Annotated in this window: 12 protein-coding genes; 10 read left to right on the top strand and 2 right to left on the bottom strand. The window is 60.0% G+C overall.

Annotation, left to right across the window (positions count from 1 at the left end; translation table 11 throughout):
- The first annotated feature begins 173 nt into the window (after positions 1-173).
- Entirely contained in the window at positions 174-6,050 is a 5,877-nt protein-coding gene (locus ACLFLU_RS37915) for an AAA family ATPase (protein ID WP_426414158.1), read from the top strand.
- 105 nt (positions 6,051-6,155) lie between these two features.
- Here ACLFLU_RS37915 and ACLFLU_RS37910 read toward each other — a convergent pair whose 3' ends face one another.
- A complete protein-coding gene (locus ACLFLU_RS37910; protein ID WP_426409731.1) occupies positions 6,156-6,518 on the bottom strand; it encodes a hypothetical protein in 363 nt (120 codons plus the stop codon).
- Positions 6,519-6,807: 289 nt separating this feature from the next.
- A complete protein-coding gene (locus ACLFLU_RS37905; protein WP_426409730.1) occupies positions 6,808-7,203 on the bottom strand; it encodes a response regulator transcription factor in 396 nt (131 codons plus the stop codon).
- A 534-nt stretch (positions 7,204-7,737) separates the two neighbouring features.
- Between ACLFLU_RS37905 and ACLFLU_RS37900 the strand changes: the two genes are divergently transcribed.
- From ACLFLU_RS37900 to clpX, 9 genes are all read left to right on the top strand, one after another.
- Positions 7,738-7,953 carry a hypothetical protein gene (locus tag ACLFLU_RS37900; protein WP_426409729.1) on the top strand — a complete coding sequence of 72 codons (216 nt, stop codon included), beginning with the start codon at positions 7,738-7,740 and terminating at the stop codon, positions 7,951-7,953.
- A 222-nt stretch (positions 7,954-8,175) separates the two neighbouring features.
- Positions 8,176-8,811, top strand: coding sequence for a response regulator transcription factor (locus tag ACLFLU_RS37895; RefSeq protein ID WP_426409728.1), 636 nt, complete (start codon positions 8,176-8,178; stop codon positions 8,809-8,811).
- A 579-nt stretch (positions 8,812-9,390) separates the two neighbouring features.
- Complete coding sequence (locus tag ACLFLU_RS37890; protein WP_426409727.1) at positions 9,391-9,846, top strand: winged helix-turn-helix domain-containing protein; 456 nt, start codon at positions 9,391-9,393, stop codon at positions 9,844-9,846.
- Between the two features lie 34 nt (positions 9,847-9,880).
- On the top strand, positions 9,881-11,518 hold the full coding sequence (locus ACLFLU_RS37885) for an FUSC family protein (protein ID WP_426409726.1): 1,638 nt from the start codon (positions 9,881-9,883) through the stop codon (positions 11,516-11,518).
- Positions 11,518-11,721, top strand: a complete 204-nt coding sequence (locus ACLFLU_RS37880) for a DUF1656 domain-containing protein (protein ID WP_426409725.1) — start codon at positions 11,518-11,520, stop codon at positions 11,719-11,721. The genes ACLFLU_RS37885 and ACLFLU_RS37880 overlap by 1 nt, the downstream gene beginning before the upstream one ends.
- A gap of 11 nt (positions 11,722-11,732) precedes the next feature.
- Positions 11,733-12,920, top strand: a complete 1,188-nt coding sequence (locus tag ACLFLU_RS37875) for a biotin/lipoyl-binding protein (RefSeq protein ID WP_426409724.1) — start codon at positions 11,733-11,735, stop codon at positions 12,918-12,920.
- Positions 12,921-13,150: 230 nt separating this feature from the next.
- On the top strand, positions 13,151-13,459 hold the full coding sequence (locus ACLFLU_RS37870) for a hypothetical protein (RefSeq protein WP_426409723.1): 309 nt from the start codon (positions 13,151-13,153) through the stop codon (positions 13,457-13,459).
- Between the two features lie 185 nt (positions 13,460-13,644).
- Positions 13,645-13,878, top strand: coding sequence for a DUF6894 family protein (locus tag ACLFLU_RS37865; protein WP_426409722.1), 234 nt, complete (start codon positions 13,645-13,647; stop codon positions 13,876-13,878).
- A gap of 7 nt (positions 13,879-13,885) precedes the next feature.
- A complete protein-coding gene (gene clpX / locus ACLFLU_RS37860; protein WP_426409721.1) occupies positions 13,886-15,163 on the top strand; it encodes an ATP-dependent Clp protease ATP-binding subunit ClpX in 1,278 nt (425 codons plus the stop codon).
- Position 15,164 lies beyond the last annotated feature (1 nt).

Genomic DNA, 15,164 nt, shown 5'->3' with positions numbered 1-15,164 from the left:
TAAGGGGGCGGCGGGTTCCACGCATTTCGGATCAGACAAAACGAACGGGCGGCTGGAATTTCTCAGGCAATGCGGTACGATTTCTGCGGGTCCGAGAGAGAGGCCGGGCCCATGGCGCACATAAAACTTGGTTGGCCGACCTTAACTCGGAGCACGGATGCCGGAGGCTGATGATGGTGCCGCATTCGCTGAACCTGGCGTACTCAGACGATGACCCTCAGGTCCTGTGGAGAGACAGCGAACGCGTCTTTCACCGCGGCTGGCGACTGGACGATGAGGGCAAGCGGCGCGCCGTGCTGCTTGTTGCTCCTGCTGCAGACCACCCGTCGCGATCATGCCTCGATCGCCTCACGCACGAATACGAACTGAAGGACGAACTCGACAGGGCGTGGGCAGTGCGACCGCTGGACCTCGTGCGCGACGGCGGTCGAACCATGCTGGTGCTCGATGATGCGGGTGGCGAGCCGCTCGAGCGGTTGCTCGGCGTGCCTATGGGTATGGGGCGCTTGTTGCGCCTCGGCTGCACGATTGCCTCGGCTCTAGGCAAGCTTCACCAGCGCGGGCTCGTTCACAAAGATATCAAGCCAGCCAACATCCTGTTCAACGAGGCAACCGGCGAAGTGCGGCTGACCGGGTTCGGTATCGCCTCGCGCTTCGCGCGCGAACGTCAGTCGCCTCACCCTCCCGAGACGATCGCCGGCACGCTCGCCTACATGGCGCCCGAGCAGACCGGGCGGATGAATCGGTCAATCGATTCCCGGAGCGATCTGTACGCGCTCGGCGTCACCTTCTACCAGATGCTCACCGGTGCTTTGCCGTTCACGGCTGCTGAGCCGATGGAATGGGTACATTGCCATCTCGCTAGGCAGCCGGTGCCGCCGGTCGAGCGGCTGAAAGAAATCCCCGGCACCGTCTCGGCGATCGTCATGAAGCTGCTCGCGAAGAGGGCCGAAGACCGCTATCAAACTGCGGCCGGCCTCGAAAGCGATCTTCGCAGCTGCCTGGTCGAATGGCAGGCACAGGGCCGGATCCAAAACTTTCCATTGGGCGAACACGATACGCCCGACCGGCTGCTGATCGCCGAGAAACTCTACGGGCGGCGGCGCGAGGTTGAGACCCTGCTCGCCTCCTTCGATCGTGTCGTCAACGGTGGCGCCCCCGAATTGGTTCTGGTCTCGGGCTATTCCGGCGTGGGCAAATCCTCGGTCGTCAACGAGCTGCAGCCGGTGCTGGTACCGCCGCGAGGCCTTTTCGCTTCCGGCAAGTTCGACCAGTACAAACGCGACATTCCCTACGCGACGCTGGCACAAGCCTTTCAGAGCCTGGTCCGGCCGCTGCTCGGCAAGAGCGAAGCCGACCTTGCGCCTTGGCGCGACGCATTGCGGGAAGCGTTGGGACCGAACGCAGGACTGATTGTGGATCTCGTTCCTGACGTCAGGCTAATCGTTGGAGAGCCACCGCCGGTCCCGGAGCTTCCGCCACAAGACGCGCAACGGCGCTTCCAACTCGTGTTTCGACAGTTCATCGGCGTCTTCGCCCGACCTGAACATCCCCTGGCGCTCTTCCTCGATGACTTGCAATGGCTCGACGCGGCGACGCTGGACCTCGTGGAAGACCTGTTGAACCGGTCCGATCTCCGCAATCTTCTCCTCGTCGGCGCCTTCCGCGATAACGAGGTCACCGCAGCACATCCGCTCATGCGTAAGCTGGAGACGATTCGGGCAACCGGAAGAGTGCAGGATATCAAACTTGCTTCGCTGAGAACCGAACACCTGGAGGAACTTGTCGCGGACTCGCTCCGCTGCGACGCAGAGCTGGCCGCCCAGCTCGCGGGGTTGGTACACGCGAAGACCGATGGGAATCCTTTCTTTGTGATCCAATTTCTTCACGCGCTCGCCGGCGAAGGTCTCCTGGCATTCGATCACGAGGGGGAGCGATGGTCCTGGGACCTCGAAGGCATCCACGCCAAGCAATATACCGACAACGTCGTGGAGCTACTGGCCGGGAAGCTGACGCGGCTTCCGCTCGGCACGCAGGGAGCGTTGCAGCATCTCGCTTGCCTTGGTCATGTCGCCGACGTTACGATGCTTTCGATCATTGTGGGAACGTCCGAGGAAGGGGTGCACGCGGCTCTCGGGGAGGCCCGGCGTCAACAATTGATCGACGGCGTTGATCGCTCCTACAAATTCATTCACGACCGCGTGCAGGAAGCCGCCTATGCCCTGATCCCGGAAAACGCGCGCGCCGAGGGGCATTTGGCAATCGGCCGGCTGCTTTTGGCGCAGACGCCGCCGGAAAGGCGCGACGAGACGATCTTCGAGATCGTCAACCAGCTCAACCGTGGCTCGCCGCTGATCACGTCACCAGAGGAACGTGAGCAACTCGCCGAGCTGAACCTGGCCGCCGGCAAGCGCGCCAAGGCGTCGTCGGCGTATGCCTCCGCGCTGGCCTATCTCACCGCCAGTGCGACGCTGTTGCCCCAGGACGCATGGCAGCGCCGGCAGGAACTGGCCTTTGAGTCGGAGCTGCACGCCGCCGACTGCGAAGTCTGTACCGGGGCACTGCAAGCCGCCGAGCAGCGGCTGGCGGCGTTGGCAACGCGCACTGTCGACAACGTTCAACGATGCATCGTGGCGCAGCGGCGCGTGGATCTGTACGTAATCCTTGGGGCGGCCGAGAGGGTGGTCGCGGTTGCCCTGGAATGCTTGCGGCATGTAGGCATCGATTGGTCGGCGCATCCGACCGAGGCGGAAGCGCGCCGCGAGTACGAGCGCATCTGGGTCCTGCTCGGAGATCGCACCATCGAGGACCTTTTTGACCTGCCGCTAATCCGGGATCCGCAGGCCCGCGCGACGCTCGATCTGCTCACCAGCCTGGTTCTCCCGGCACTATACACCGACCCGAACTTGTTCGCACTCAGCGCCTGCATGGCCGTCAATCTCAGCCTGGAGCACGGCAACGGTGAAGGATCACTGTTGAACTACGCAGTAACGGCGATGATCGCCGGTCCCCGCTTTGGCCACTATGATGAAGCCTATCGATTTGGAAGAGTGGCTTGCGATCTGCTCGAACGCCGCGGATTGACGTACTTTGGGGCTCGGACCTATACGGCCTTTGCGATCGTGGTTCCGTGGACACGACCACTCAGGGAGGGCATCGAACCCTCACGTCGCGCCTTCCAGATGGCGAAGGAGAACGGCGACCCTGCCTATGCCGCATTCGCGTCCCGCGGTCTCAGCAGCATTCTTCTTGCCCTGGGCCATCCCCTCGACCAATTCGAGCGCGAAGGCCAGGACGCATTAGAGTTCGTGCAGAGGTACGGATTTTTCCTCGACAGACTTTCCGCGCCGATCGGGCTCGCCCGAACCCTGCGCGGTAGAACCACGAAGTTTGGCGCCCTCGATAACGGTGAATTCACGGAGCGCTCTTTCGAAGAGCGCTGCACGGGTCAACCCGCTCGCGTCTTTCTGGAATGCTTTTACTGGATCCGCAAGCTCCAGGCGCGCCTCTTCGCCGGCGACTACGTCTCGGCGATCGAGGCCGCCGAAAAGGCAGAGCAATGGTACGCGACCTCGCCGGGGCTGGCGCTCTTCCCAGCTGAGAAGGCGGAATGCCATTTCTATGCTGGCCTGTGCCGCGCCGCACAGTGCGAACCTGTGGGTCCCGACCCCTACGCCAGGCATCGAGAAGCACTTGGCGCGCACGAGCGAGAGCTTCGGGCGTTGGCGGTGAATTGCCCAGAGAATTTCGAGGATCGTGCAACGCTGCTCGCTGCCGAGATTGCCCGGATCGAGGGGCGTCCGCTCGACGCCATGGACCTTTACGAGCGCGCCATCGCATCGGCACGCACTAACGGCTTTGTCCACAATGAGGCGCTCGCCTGCGAGCTGGCCGGCCGCTTTTACGCAGCGCGCGGCCTCGAGGAGATCGGGCATCACTACCTGGGAAACGCGCGGCGGGGCTATCTGCGATGGGGCGCCGACGGAAAGGTGCGGCAACTCGACGAGTTCCATCCGCGGCTGAGGCAGGACGAGCGCACGCGGGGTCCAATGGGTACGATCGAGGCTCCGGTCGAACATCTCGATCTCGCAACGATGATCGAAGTCTCGCAGGCGCTCTCTGGCGAGATGGTGCTGGAAAAGCTCATCGACAAACTCATGCGCGCAGCCCTTAAGCACGCCGGCGCCGAACGAGGCCTTCTGATTGTCCCGCGAGGTGATGAGCTGCAGATACAGGCGGATGCGATCGCTAGCGGAGAGAATGTCACCGTGCATCTGCGCGACGGCTTCTACAGCACAGCCGCGTTGCCGGAGTCGTTGGTTCGTTATGGAATGCGCACGCATGAAATGGTGATTCTCGACGACGCTTCATCTCAGCAGGCATTTTCCGATCCCTATCTGCTTCAGGGTCGTGTCCGCTCTATTCTCAGCTTGCCATTGATCAATCAGGGAAAGCTCACGGCGATCCTCTATCTTGAGAACAATCTGACGCCGAACGTTTTCACGCCCGACCGCGTCGTTCTGTTGAAGGTCCTTGCGTCGCAGGCGGCAATCTCGATTGAAAATTCGAGGCTCTATCATGACCTCGCAGATCGCGAACGGAAGATTCGGCATTTGGTTGAGGCCAACATCATCGGAATAATCATTGCTGACCGCGAACGTCGAATTGTCGAAGCTAATGACGCGTTTCTACGTATGCTGGGATACAGCCGTGAGGACCTCGTCTTGGGTCGCAGCTTGACCGACCTGACACCGCCGGAATGGCGCGAAGCCGACGAGCGTATTTGGGCAGAAATGATCTCGACCGGAATCGCTCAGCCCTTCGAGAAAGAATACTTTCGGAAAGACGGAAGCCGCGTTCCCGTGCTTATTGGTGCCGCCACGATGTTCAAGGATGGAGGCAACGAAGGGCTGGCGTTCGTGCTCGACCTAACCGAGCGCAAGCGGGCTGAAGAAGCTTTGCGCGAAAGCGAGCGAAATTTGCGTTCGGCAATTGACGGGATACCCGGTCTCGTTGCGATCCTGGCCCCGGATGGCGAGGTGGAATCCGTCAATCGCCAAATTCTTGAGTATTGCGGCGCCCCGCTCCAAGAAATGAAGAACTGGGGCGCGAACGGAACGATTTATCACGAAGACCTTCCTCATCTCGCCGAAGTCTTCAAAAAATCGATAGCCGCCGGTGTTCCATATGAGACCGAAGCGCGCATACGTCGCTTTGATGGCGAATATCGATGGTTTGATATCCGCGGCATTCCAGTTCGTGACTCCGCAGACCGGATTTCTCGCTGGTACGCACTACTGACCGACATCGAGGATCGCACTCAGGCGCTGGCACGATTGCAGCAAATGCAATCAGATTTCGCGCACATCAATCGCGTGAGCATGATGGGAGAGCTGGCGGCCTCGCTCTCTCACGAAATCGCGCAACCGATCGCCAGCGCGCGTAACAACGCCCGGGCAGCTCAGAACTTTCTGAAGATGCAGCCGCCGGACCTGAGCGAGGTCGGAGAGGCGCTCGCCTGTGTCGTTGCAGACGCAGATCGATCCGGAGAAATCATTGGTCGCATCCGGGAGCAAATCAAGAAGGCGCCGCCGCGAAAAGAGCGTTTTGATCTCAACGCTGCGATCAACGAAGTGATCGTATTGGCGCAAAGCGTGACCGGCCGGAATGGCGTTTCAGTCCAGACCCGGCTTGCAGATGGATTGCGTCCCGTTCTGGGGGATCGCGTTCAGGTACAGCAAGTCTTGCTGAATCTGATTCTCAATGCAGCTGAAGCAATGAGCTCGGTCGAAGAGGGAGCAAGAGAACTGTTGATCAACACGGAGCAGGACCTGGCAGGCGCCCTCGTGGCGGTGCGCGATTCCGGGCCTGGCATTGATCCGCTATGTTTCGATCGCGTCTTTTCGACTTTCTACACCACTAAGCCCAGTGGAACGGGCATGGGCCTGTCGATCTGCCGAACCATCATCCATGCTCATGGCGGTAAGCTGTGGGCGGAAGCGAACAACCCGCGCGGTGCCGCATTTCAATTCACGCTTCCCCTAGGCTAGTGCCGAGCATGTTGTAACGTGGGCTGAACCGCCGAGTGGCCCGCAGGAAGACAAACGGGAGATCGGCAGTTGCAATCTGCGGTCCCCTCAACGAGTCGAACGAGGTCATTCGATCACTTGGGCAGAGGATGCATCGCGTGACGCCTCGAAACCGGCAGGCTCACATCCTCTGAGCGTATCTTCATTCATATGATTGCGAAGTCGAATAACCATTTCGCAGGCTCGGCTACCATCGTTGGCAATGCTCAAGAGCGCTTGTTGGACCTCGTCCAAATCCAGCGGCCGGGCGCGCAGCCAGTTCAATCCGGCCTGGGCATTCGCGACCGTGGCTGCGATGGCGTCGACGATTTTGCGAACTTCACCATCGGGGGTGCACACTAGCCCCGTAGATGTGGAACTCATTTCGTGCGTAATGAGGGGCCGTTTCCGCAATTGCACCGGCGCGTTTACAAACGTCTGATCAGCCATCGTCGCCTCCGTAAGAACATCGGCCTCGCCGCGCATCGGCTCGGTCGCTGGCCCGACAGGACATTCGCGCATAAATCGCCGGATTGCATGTTCGTTATTGTTAGATGGCTGTTAGATGGCGTTAGGGGCTTTCCTATGGGTCAGCGATAGCGCCATATTCGTAGGCGAACGTCTCCCCTGTGCGCCCGGGCATTGTGCGGCCGCAAATGGCGCCGCCGATGATCGACGAAAGCGGCGTCGGGTAGATAAGGTGTGTCGCGATATTTGGCCAAAACGGCGGGCCGAAAGGTTAAGAGTGCCGATCGGACGTGAGCGCGCTGTCAAGACACCGTAGAAGATCCTGTTCATCTACAGGCTTGCGCAAGTAACAGAGCACTCCTTGGTTCAGGGCACGCGATCGATCCCCCTCGTTCGGGTTAGCGGTCATCAGAATCGTCGGAATCGAGTGACCGACTTTGATGAGGTGCCGGTGGAGCTCGATTCCGGTCATGGCGGGCATGTGTACGTCGGCGATCAAGCACGCCGTTTCAGGGAGATGAGGGGACGCCAGGAAGTCGGCTGCCGATGAAAAGACCTCGACGGCATACCCCAGCGACCGCATGAGCCTTCGCATGGACTCACGAAAGAACCGATCATCCTCGACGACCGATACCAGTACCTTCTTGATCATGCTGCCAATGGCCATCCTCTAAACTCTGGACTTGTTGTGCGGGCGGCGCTCGACAAGGGATCGTTCGACATGTGCGAGAATGCCACCTCGGCGGTGCCGATGCCCCTAAACTTTGGCTTACATGGACATCGAGACGTCGCCGGCTGACGGTCGAAAGTTTTGCTCAATGAAAATCATCGTCGAAGTCGCTTTCGCGAGAGGATAACGACTGGTCATAAGCCTTTGTATCGTTGTCCCGCGTCCTTTGGATAGTGGACGTCGACGTGCGCTGAATTGTGGTGCTGGTGACGGCCCCCTTACTCTGGCCGCATAAGGCAAGAAGGAGGAAACAATGGCGTACCGACCGGAATGTCGCAAGCCTGACATGGCAAACCGATGCGCAGTCTGTGATCGCAAGTTCGGTCTCGTCCGGCATTATTCGTGGCGAACTCCACTTTGCTCCACAAAATGCGTCGATCGTCTGAGGGAGCGCCGAGCAGGCGACAGCAGCTGGATTGGCTGGTTTCAGTTCGTTTTCGACCCGGCATCCGAAAACCGCGCGAGGGCATCATGACGCTTCAGATGTCACAAAGGGGCAAGCAATACCTGAAGACAGCTCGCACGTTGCTCCGCGCCGCCAAAACGATGACGGACGACGTGATCGCAGGTCAGCTCAGGGCCCTCGCCGACGATTACCAGCGGCGAGCGGAGAAGGCGTCGCACGATGATGCAGCCAGAGCATTGGCGCGATCCGCTGTCGGAACGGAACCCGAGTGGCTTGCATGAGGTGAGGGCAGGTAAGCGCTCCCAGGACAGACCTTAGGTCGAGCGGCCAAGTAGACCAGCATCGGGTGAGGCAGGTCATGCCAGCATACCGTAAACTTTGGTTTATCCCTGCGTTTCCTTGGGAGAAATGGGCTGTTCAGGTTCCGCTATTGGGACTAGAAGTCTGTAATTAGATCGACCATGGCAGCTATGGCTGATTGTGATCTGATCCGAGTGGCCGCAATGGATGACGCAAACTCGACCGTGTTGGTCGTCGACGACGATCCCGACCTGCGCACGTCAGTCGGGCGTCTGCTACGATCGCTCAGCATCAATGTTGAGCTATTTGCCTCCATTCCGGATTTCATGAAGTCCAACCTGCCGGACGGTCCCACCTGCCTGGTGCTCGACATCAGAATGCCCGGCCAAAGTGGCCTAGATCTCCAGCGCGAGCTCGCTGCAGCCAACCGCGACATCCCGATCATTTTCGTCACGGGACATGCTGACATCCCGATGTCCGTACAGGCTATGAAAAGGGGCGCAATCGAGTTCCTGACCAAGCCGTTCCGCGATCAGGACCTGCTCGATGCCATTCAGCTTGGCTTGGCTCGCGACCGGGCGCGGCGCGAAAATGACAAGGACCTGGCCGTACTCAGGGAGCGTTTCGGGTCTCTGAGTCCAAGGGAGCGCGAGATCGTCATTCAGGTCGCTCGCGGCCGCCTGAGCAAACAAATTGCCCACGATATCGGTATCGCCGAAGCCACCGTGAAGGTGCATCGCAGCAGGGCGATGCAGAAGATGCAGGCTGGCTCGCTTCCCGAGCTCGGTCGGATGGCTGACAAGCTCAAGCTGGTGCCCAATCTACCGCAACGCTCCTGAGCTGCCCAACTGCGTGGCGCGTTCGCGTGGTCAGATCAGTCACGTGCTCACGGAATCTCCAAGCAGATCGAGAGAAAAGGCCGGCGGGCGCTACGCCGCCGACCGTTTCTTGCAACTGCCGGCTCGCAGGTCCGGTTCCGTTGCAATGCTCGGCACGACGTGCCTGAGCAGACGAAGAGCGGACTGCTGGTGCACGTGACGGTCCGTCTGAATTGAAACACTACCGCGGAAGCACCGCCGACTCTATCGTGCGCCGGTATGACCCAAGCGTACTCAGGGAGGTCCGCTCTACCGAATCCGGATACAGCGAATAATACATCGATTTATTGCCCGCGACGTGCCGAGCAGACACGCGCTGGTATAAAAAGTTTTCTCATGAATGATCTGCTCTACGGGTTTGTTGTTCTGGATAGCGCCCGCGATCCATCGCCTCGACCGGAGCCGCCTCCCGGCTTGTAAATCTAGGTTTAGGCAATCCAGCCAAATCTGTCATTGCGCGCCACCTGCGTGGAATAGCTCGCAATATGTGCCACTGGCATCTTTGCCGGGAATAGCCCTGCCAAAGCACGCGAGGCCACGATGCGATCGACTTCAGCTTTCCTGGAGCAATTTCATCTCGAACCGGCGCTTGACGTCCAGAGCGTCGTTCAGAGTCCGGATGCGGCAAAACCATTCTTCGAAAAGCGAGCCGGCTCGGCTGGCTCAGTCTCACCCGACGTTTCGTTTGGACCGTTTCGACTGCTTCCAACACAGTTGCTTCTGTTGGAAGGCGACACACCCGTGCCTTTAGGAAGTCGGGCTCTGGAAATCCTGATTGCTTTGCTTGAACGCCACGGCGAGTTGGTCAGCAAGCAGGACTTGATGGCTCGGGTTTGGCCGAATGTCTTTGTCGAGCCCGCGAATCTCACGGTCCATATGTCTGCGTTGCGTCGCGCGTTGCGTGACGGCCGGGATGGACATCGGTTCATCGTCAACATTCCTGGACGAGGCTACCGCTTCGTCGCCTCCGTCGATAGGTCGGGGCAGGGGAACTGAGAGCGACGGGCGAGGCACTTGCAGAGGTATGACCGTGGACGCGACAACAGCACATCGGCCGTCTACCATAGCAAAGATTCCAGTCAGCTCCTGGAGCTTTGCGGTCCGCGTTTGGCTGGCCACGGCGTTGGCCTTATTCGTAAGCTTTTGGCTGCAACTTGAGGCGCCCACGACGGCGGCGCTCACGATCGCAGTTCTTGCCGAGCCGACCCGGGGTCAGGCGCTGGATAAGGCATGCTTCCGGTTGCTCGCAACCATCGTGGGCGTGACAGCGTCGATCGCAATCACGGGCCTCTTCTCCCAGGTGAGGGATCTATTCCTCGTCGCGTTTGCGGTATGGCTTGGCGCTTGCGTCTTTGTGGCAAAGCTCCTGGACGGCTATCGGGCATATGCGGCTGTACTGTCCGGCTACACTGTCGGTTTTATCGCGGTACAGCAGATCGATACGCCGCAGCACGTGTTCGAATCCGGCGTGGCGCGTGGCGCCGCGATCGTGGTCGGCATTCTGTCGATCGCAGTGGTCAATGCGCTATTGTTTGCTCCCAACCAGCAATCGCGGTTGGTTGCGCAGCTCACGGCAATCCATCGCAGCGTTCGCAACTATGCAAGCGCAGCCTTCCGCGACGAGCCGGACAACTCGACGACTTTCCTGGACCTGCTACGGGACATCGTAACGCTCCGTCCCCAAACCGCGAGTGTGGCTCTGGAATCGGACAGCGGACCCATCAGAAGCGCAGCTGCGCGTAACCTGACAGTTGGTCTGATCGCAGAATTGCAGGCAGCCCGGACCTTGAGCAGCCGCCGTGCCAAAAGCAGCGACGCCGAAACGCACGCCTCGGCACGGAGCAATCTGCTTCGACGGGACCAGCAGGTTCGACAGGATTTGTTCGCCCTGAAATCGGTCCGTTGGCCGTCGCGATTGTGGCGGGCACCCTTGTACCGATCCTATCGAATTGCTGCGGAAAGCGGAGCGCGGGCCGCTTTATGGTGTGCCATTGCCTCGATTATCTACGTCTGGGCGGGCTGGCCTGTGGCCAGCGTTTCGCTGTCTTTTGTCGTGTTGATCATCGGACTGGGCGCGACAACACCGAAGCCGCGCGCGTTCACCGCGATCGCGCTGATCGGTACGCCAATCGCTGCTTCGTTGGCCGGGGTGCTCGAGTTCATCATCCTCAACGGAGCCGACGCCTTTCCTCTGCTGGCCATCGCCCTTGCGCCGTTTACGGTCGGGGCGGCACTCCTTATGACCTCTAAAAATCTTCTCTGGTCATCGCTCGGTCGCATCGGTCTACCTTACCTTGTGCTCATGCTGGCGCCCAGTAATCCGCAAACCTACAATCCCCAGGCTTTCCTTTTTACGTGCGTATTCATCGGCGCAGCCGCAGCGCTCCTGCTTGCGGCACAGATCCTGATTCCGCCGGTCTCCGATGACCAACACAGGATGTGGCTGCTTGCGGAGGCTCGCAGCGAGCTTCGGCGGCTGGCTCACTCGAATGACGAAACTCCCGAGGAGGCAACCTTCCGTGACGCTTCGCGGATCGGACAATTTCTTTCCGCTGGAGGAGCGCAGGACGGCCGCGCCCTTGCCGAGATGCTTTCTTGCTTCGACCAATCGGCGATCATCCGGCTTTGCGATGCCGGCCGTGGCGTCAAATCGGCTAGGGCAAGCTGATGGAACACACCTTTCTGGACCTCGTCATCGGAGGCGTTCTGTTGGCGCCCTTTGTAACCTATTTGGCGGCGGCTCTCATTGTCGTCGTGGTCCTGAGGCCGATTCTGCATGTCATTGGCTTCGCAAAGATGTTCAGTCACGCCTCAGTCGCAGAGCTCAGCCTGTATGTCGTAATTCTCGGCTTAGTAATGCTGCTATTTTAGGAGAGATGGCGATGAGCGGGACCATTGACAGTGAAGTCTTTCAGCAAGAACAGGTGCGAGCATCCGGACCGCAGGCGTTGCTGGCTGCCGGTGACGCAGCGCCTCGCCACGATGCTGAACTCGACGATGTCGCGCGAGCGTTTTCGGAAGCCGATCCACACGACAAACCTATCGTCCTGCCCTCCGGCAGGTCCGCCGCACCGCGGCGGGGTGGTGCGTTGCGAACCGCGCAGTTTCTGCTGCGCAAGCTAGCTACAGCAGTCATTGCAATCGCTGCGGTGCTCGTCGCTCTCGTGACCTGGGACCAGTATAACGCCGGGCCCTGGACACGGGATGGGCGCGTGCGAGTGCAGGTTGCGAGCGTTGCGCCGGAAATTTCCGGAAAAATCACCGAATTGCGAATTGTTGACAACCAGTTCGTTCACAAGGGCGACGTCTTGTACGTCATCGATCCCTTTGATTTCGAGGTGGCGCTGCGCACGAACAAGGCGGCCCTCCAGCAGAAAATGGCGGATCTAAACGTGAAGGCATCGCAGTCCGATCGGCGGAGCCGCCTGTCTGATTTGGCTGCTTCCACTGAACAGAAGCAGGTCTATGAGGGAAACGCGCTTCAGGCGAAAGCGGCGGTCGAGTCGGCCGAGCAGCAGGTTGCGCAGGCGGAGATCAACCTGAAGCGCACCGAAGTGCGCAGTCCGGTGAACGGAATCGTCACCAATCTCCTGCTCCGAGAGGGGGACTACGCGCATCTTGGTGCCGCTAACGTCTCCATCATCGACACGGATAGCTATTGGGTCGACGGCTATTTCGAAGAAACCAAGCTGGCCCGGCTGTGCGTGGGAGACCGCGCCGAGGCGAAGCTGATGGGCTATTCGGCGCCGATTTTGGGCCATATCGCAACGGTGACGCGTGGCGTCAGTGTCTCGAACGCCGCAGCCGCCACCCAGGGCTTGCCCAACGTCGATCCAGTCTACACCTGGGTACGTCTGGCGCAGCGAGTGCCGGTTCGGATCGCGATCGATCAGGTTCCGGCCGGCGTGCCCCTGGTGTCGGGTTTGACGGCAACCGTGACGATCCGGGACCGTAATGATGGCGAGAGCGCAACGCTCCTGCAAAGAGCCCGTAGCGAACTGGAAACGAGCTTTTCCGGATTGATCGGCAGAGCCTCGGAGCGGGCCGGTTGTATTCCCAGCGCGCTGTGAGTTTGCACGATAGGTCGAACGCGGTCAGCCATTCGCTGGCGCGCGGATCGATGGCGTCAACTCGTGTCACCTGGAACGAAGGTGGGGCGTCGGAACGATACGGAGCCGCTCGGTAAGCCAAGGTTCATTTGGTGCAACCACAGCGGTATCCGGAACGACCCGCGTACAATGGAAGACGGCCCAGAGAACTGTAACTCTCCTCGAAACAAATCCCATTGCGGAGTTCGATCATGAGGAGATCAGCCGTTCTCATCGCTTCTGCCGCGATCATCGCAGCTACAGTGCCATCGCTCGCGGCCGAATGCACGTCAAGCAAGGACGTGGACAGCTTTTGCAAGCGCTGGCCAATGGTGCAAGCCGGGCGGCTCAATACCGAGGACAAGGAGGCGAGCTGTCGCGCCTACGCCGCATCATTCTACGAGTCGGTGATGCTGCGGCAAATGGCGGCCAACCGCGTCGATGGAGCACGGGTTTTGGCTGCGATCGATTCCGTGATCAACGCCTTCAACGACCTGTTGGCGACGAAGTGCGGAAGCTGAGCTTCATTATTCGCCGCCACTGGCAATTCAAGAGGTGCGCAGATGATCCTGTTTCCACTCATGACCACATGGATATGGCTCCAAATCTTCGTAGCCTCGCCACTGTCTGCCTCGCGCCGCCTCGTTGAGGACACCAGCGAGGTGTGTCTCTCGCTGCTCCCCACTCGATCCAAAGGAGGTCGAACATGACCCAGGTCTACTTCCACTGCTCCAACACGAAGAAGGTCTTCGTCGACCGCCGCGGCGCCGTGGTGGATGATCTTGCAGAGGCGCGCGATCACGCGGCTCGCATCGTGCATTCCTTCACCAATGAGCGCAGCCTGGAGGATTGGCGCGACTGGATCCTGCATGTCAGCGACGATCAGGGTGACGAGCTCTTCATTGTCCCGTTCTCTTTCGTGCTGGGAAAGCCGCATTGAGGTCGCCATGTCAGTCCAGTCACTCTCAAACGACACGCTGTATTGCTCATTCTGCGGCAGGAGCCAACACGATGTCCGCAAGCTGATTGCGGGTCCGGCCGCCTTCGTATGCGACGAATGCGTCGAACTCTGCCTGGCTATCATCCGGGAGGAGAACAAAGCCTCGCTGGTCAAGTCACGCGACGGCATTCCGACTCCGAAGCAGATATGCAAGGTTCTCGACGACTACGTCATTGGCCAGAGCAGCGCCAAAAAAGTGCTCTCGGTCGCTCTGCACAATCACTATAAGCGCCTCAATCATCAGACCAAGCACAACGACGTTGAGCTGGCCAAGTCGAACATCCTGCTGATCGGTCCGACCGGTTCCGGCAAGACACTGCTCGTTCAGACGCTGGCGCGCATCCTCGACGTGCCCTTCACCATGGCCGACGCGACGACACTGACCGAAGCCGGCTACGTCGGCGAGGACGTCGAGAACATTATCCTGAAGCTCTTGCAGGCTGCCGACTTCGACGTGGAGCGCGCACAGCGCGGCATCGTCTATATTGACGAGATCGACAAGATCAGCCGCAAGTCTGAAAATCCCTCGATAACCCGCGACGTGTCGGGCGAGGGCGTGCAGCAAGCGCTGCTCAAGATCATGGAAGGAACGGTCGCTTCGGTGCCGCCGAAGGGCGGACGGAAGCATCCGCAGCAGGAGTTCTTGCAAGTCGACACCACCAACATCCTCTTCATCTGCGGCGGTGCGTTCTCGGGTCTCGAGAAGATCGTTTCCGCGCGCAGCCGCTCGACATCGATCGGTTTTGCCGCCCAGTTGCTGATGCCGGAAGACCGCCGCACCGGCGAGATATTCCGTCACGTCGAACCGGAAGACCTATTGAAGTACGGCCTGATTCCCGAATTCGTCGGCCGCCTGCCGGTGGTCGCCACGCTCGATGACCTCGACGAGACCTCGCTGAAGAAGATCCTCACCGAGCCGAAGAACGCACTGGCCAAACAATATCAGCGCCTGTTCGAGACGGAGAACATCGAGCTGACCTTTGCCGACGAAGCGCTTGGCGCGGTTTCCCGCAAGGCAATTGAGCGCAAGACCGGCGCTCGCGGTCTGCGGTCGATCCTGGAAGACACCCTGCTCGAGACCATGTTCGATCTTCCCGGACTCGAAGGTGTGCAAGAAGTCGTCATCTCGCGTGAGGTCGTCGAGGGAACCGCGCGCCCGCTCTACATCTACGCCGATCGGCCCGATCGCGCGGCGGAAGGCGGCGCGCAACTTAGAAGAGGTTGAA

Source organism: Bradyrhizobium ganzhouense (genome assembly GCF_049949285.1).
Lineage (GTDB): Bacteria > Pseudomonadota > Alphaproteobacteria > Rhizobiales > Xanthobacteraceae > Bradyrhizobium > Bradyrhizobium ganzhouense.
This window is presented reverse-complemented; position numbering and strand designations above follow the sequence as displayed.

Coding starts and splice junctions, on each gene's coding strand:
- ACLFLU_RS37915 (WP_426414158.1), top strand. CDS start 174: ATGGTGCCGCATTCGCTGAACCTGGCGTACTCAGACGATGACCCTCAG.
- ACLFLU_RS37910 (WP_426409731.1), bottom strand. CDS start 6,518: ATGGCTGATCAGACGTTTGTAAACGCGCCGGTGCAATTGCGGAAACGG.
- ACLFLU_RS37905 (WP_426409730.1), bottom strand. CDS start 7,203: ATGGCCATTGGCAGCATGATCAAGAAGGTACTGGTATCGGTCGTCGAG.
- ACLFLU_RS37900 (WP_426409729.1), top strand. CDS start 7,738: ATGACGCTTCAGATGTCACAAAGGGGCAAGCAATACCTGAAGACAGCT.
- ACLFLU_RS37895 (WP_426409728.1), top strand. CDS start 8,176: ATGGATGACGCAAACTCGACCGTGTTGGTCGTCGACGACGATCCCGAC.
- ACLFLU_RS37890 (WP_426409727.1), top strand. CDS start 9,391: ATGCGATCGACTTCAGCTTTCCTGGAGCAATTTCATCTCGAACCGGCG.
- ACLFLU_RS37880 (WP_426409725.1), top strand. CDS start 11,518: ATGGAACACACCTTTCTGGACCTCGTCATCGGAGGCGTTCTGTTGGCG.
- ACLFLU_RS37875 (WP_426409724.1), top strand. CDS start 11,733: ATGAGCGGGACCATTGACAGTGAAGTCTTTCAGCAAGAACAGGTGCGA.
- ACLFLU_RS37870 (WP_426409723.1), top strand. CDS start 13,151: ATGAGGAGATCAGCCGTTCTCATCGCTTCTGCCGCGATCATCGCAGCT.
- ACLFLU_RS37865 (WP_426409722.1), top strand. CDS start 13,645: ATGACCCAGGTCTACTTCCACTGCTCCAACACGAAGAAGGTCTTCGTC.
- clpX (WP_426409721.1), top strand. CDS start 13,886: ATGTCAGTCCAGTCACTCTCAAACGACACGCTGTATTGCTCATTCTGC.